The sequence below is a fragment of the Rhizorhabdus sp. genome (assembly GCF_018006725.1).
GTDB lineage: Bacteria > Pseudomonadota > Alphaproteobacteria > Sphingomonadales > Sphingomonadaceae > Rhizorhabdus.
Genome location: NZ_JAGMXV010000438.1, coordinates 1 through 2,791, shown reverse-complemented (window position 1 = coordinate 2,791; position 2,791 = coordinate 1). Strand labels below are relative to the sequence as shown.

General features: G+C 58.2%; 3 protein-coding genes. 2 read left to right on the top strand and 1 reads right to left on the bottom strand.

The window, feature by feature from the left end; translation table 11 throughout:
* Positions 1-255: H-NS histone family protein (locus tag KAY22_RS27465; protein ID WP_296626214.1), on the top strand; the 255-nt coding region annotated here is incomplete at its 5' end.
* Between the two features lie 154 nt (positions 256-409).
* Here KAY22_RS27465 and KAY22_RS27460 read toward each other — a convergent pair.
* Positions 410-1,684, bottom strand: coding sequence for a plasmid pRiA4b ORF-3 family protein (locus KAY22_RS27460; RefSeq protein ID WP_296626213.1), 1,275 nt, complete (start codon positions 1,682-1,684; stop codon positions 410-412).
* A gap of 521 nt (positions 1,685-2,205) precedes the next feature.
* On the opposite strand from KAY22_RS27460, the gene KAY22_RS27455 reads away from it, so the two are divergent.
* Positions 2,206-2,688 (top strand): type VI secretion system tube protein Hcp, encoded by a 483-nt coding sequence (locus KAY22_RS27455; protein WP_296626212.1) that lies wholly within the window; start codon positions 2,206-2,208, stop codon positions 2,686-2,688.
* The last annotated feature ends 103 nt before the right edge of the window (positions 2,689-2,791 follow it).

Below are 2,791 nucleotides of genomic sequence, written 5' to 3'. Positions count from 1 at the left end.
GACGAAGCCCGCAGAACCGAAGTGGCAGAAGCCATTCGTCGGGTGAAGGGCATTATCCAGGAATACGATTTGACTGCGGCCCAGTGTGGTTTTGGCGCAGGCGCTGCAGGGACCCAGAAAACTCGCACCCCCGTCAAAGCCAAATACATCACGCCCGACAAAACAGTGACCTGGAGCGGTCGCGGGAAGCTTCCGAATGTGTTCAAGGCGCTGGTTGAAGCAGGTCACCGGATGGAGCACTTTTTGCTGAAGTGATGGCGCTCTACGATCACTCCGTGTCAAGCGCGTAGTGGTTGTCAGGCACGGGTGCACCTCCGCAATGGCAATATCCATTACAGCCAGAGGATGACCGCGAGTCGGTCGAAGCGATCGCGAAGATCAGTGACCGCAGAACGGGACGTGGAGAGACTCACTGGTACTGCTGTGGCGCCTTTCCCTCTCTGGCGAGGACTGCTGGCTCTGCGCCGGTTTCGGACGCATCTAGCCGTTCCACTCGCACGTCGAAGCGCCAGTCGTCGCCGAAGTCATAGTGGAATTCGACAAGCTGTTGGGGAAACAGCCCGGCTTTTCCCAAGCTCACTTCGTCAGCGTAATCGCCATCGACATCGCGGCAGCTCGGGTCATGAAGTATGCGCAGGGTTGTGTATTCGTCCTGGTAGCGAAACTGATACAGGTGGTCGTCATCGAATTCGAAGGCATCGAGGATGAATTGTGCGAGGTCGGCGAAGGCGCTTTCGGCAGGCATCACGATGCGACGCCAGACACTCGGGCCCAGCGAAACCTTGAACGTCACGTTCCCTTGGAACGGCTCGACGGCCTCGGATTCTCCGAGTGAGTTCCGCCAGGCAGGAAAGAACGGGATCACCGCGTCTGCCCAAGCAAAAAAAGGAGGGCGATCCATTTCTTCCTCGCTCGGCACTTCCTCTTCGACCGAAACCTCGCCCGAAGGGTTGAGCAAATGCGCCAGTAACTCGGTAGAGGTGTAGCCGAATGCCCGAAGGTAGGTGGCGCTGGCGGATAGTCCCCATGGTGTCGCGACCATCCGCTTGATCTGCCAGCCTTTACCGGAGACAGCCTGATCGGAAACGATGTCGAGCAGGCCGAACATTTGCATGAGGGCGATCTGCTTCATCCCGAGCGCCCCGAACATGGCCACTTGCCACTTTTCGTCTCGCTCTTTCGCACGGCTGCCAGGACGGTGGCGCTTCAGGAAGGTGCAACGGTATTCTGCCATCCTGTCGGCTACCAGGCCGAAACGGCTCTGCTCGAAATCGGCGAAGCTCCACCAGCGATCAAGCAGACTGAAATATCGTTCTGTCGGATTGAGCAATTGCCACTTGGCGGCCATTTCCGTATTCAGGACCATCCGCGGCGTGCTGCCGAAACGATCAACCTTCCCCAATCGACTAAAGCGTAAAAGCAGGTGCAGCCCAGCTACGTTGGGGTACGACGTCTGCCTGCCGCGGTGGAGGCCGATCGGGACGGGGTGAGTAAGCAAAGCATTGAGTTCGGGCAGGCGTGCGATGGCGAATTCGCTGGTCTTTGGCGAAACCGGGATGCCGTCCGTGCTCAGGTAGTCCAGGAGCGCGTCGAAATCACGCACGATGGCGCCGGGAGGTGCGTCTGCGTTGGCAACGCGAGCGAACACGGTACGCTCGGCATCGGTGAGGGAGAGAGTAGTCATGTCGGTTCTTTCAAAGGCTGGGCTCGCAGCTGCGCGATCACGCAAGAAGATAGCAAGCGTGGTAGCTTCTTTCAGTATCACCGGCCAGGGTAACTGGGATCAAACGGCGCTAAAGCGCAAGCAGCCTTCCTGTGGGCTGAACGCCTCCCGAGGCGGTGCAATCATTTGCACTGAGGCCTTGGTGAAACGAGTGTAACCGAGGATGTCGTCGGCTCGCTTGGGCGGTCGCTGGGTCTTCAACTTCATCGAGAAGAGTCGGGACGGGGGATCGATGAGGTCGCGAAGGAAGTGACGGAGGTGCTGTGTGAGCGCTCCAGACGTCATCGCGCTGATCGGGCTAGCCATGCGGACGACGGCCAGAGGCGCTGAGCGAAGCGGCATGCGGATGATTTTTCAGGGGATACCGGGAGAAGATCGCAGATTCATGCCGCTTGATCGGGGTTCGTAAACTATCCTGTCATTGGCGATACTGTACGTCGGTACCGTCGGCTTTCCTATCCGTTAATGTAAGGAGAGAAGTGATGGCCGTTTTTGCAAAGTACGATGGAATCGATGGCGAATCTCAAGACGACAAGCACGGCAAGTGGATTGATGTCCTGAACGTCGATTGGGGAATGCATCGCCCCGGTGGGGGCGCAACAGGCCAGAGCCGCCGTCGCGGCGCTGCGATCGTCGAAGACTTGACCCTGACGATCGAATACGAAAAGGCTTCCCCGAAGTTGCAAGAGGCGTGTCTGAGTGGAAAGGTCATCCCGAAGCTGGAAATCGAGCAGACCGCGACCTACGGCGGCGCTCGTGAAACCTACCTCAGGTACGAATTGAAGAACGTGATGGTCACCAATATTCAGGTGAGCGCCTCAGGCAACGACGAGGATGGGCCACCAAGAGTTGTCATCGGGAACAACTTTGAGAAAGTCACGGTGACGTACACCGAGTACGATAATGCCGGTGGCAAAAAGGGTGACATCGAGTACAGCTGGAAAGTCGCGAAGGGTGGCAAGTAGTTGCCGCTGCGAAAGAGTTCCGACCGGAGTGGGTACGGAAAACTCCAGGGCGCGTGCAAACGCCACCGTCACGTGGGCATTGGCGATCACGTCGGACGGACAG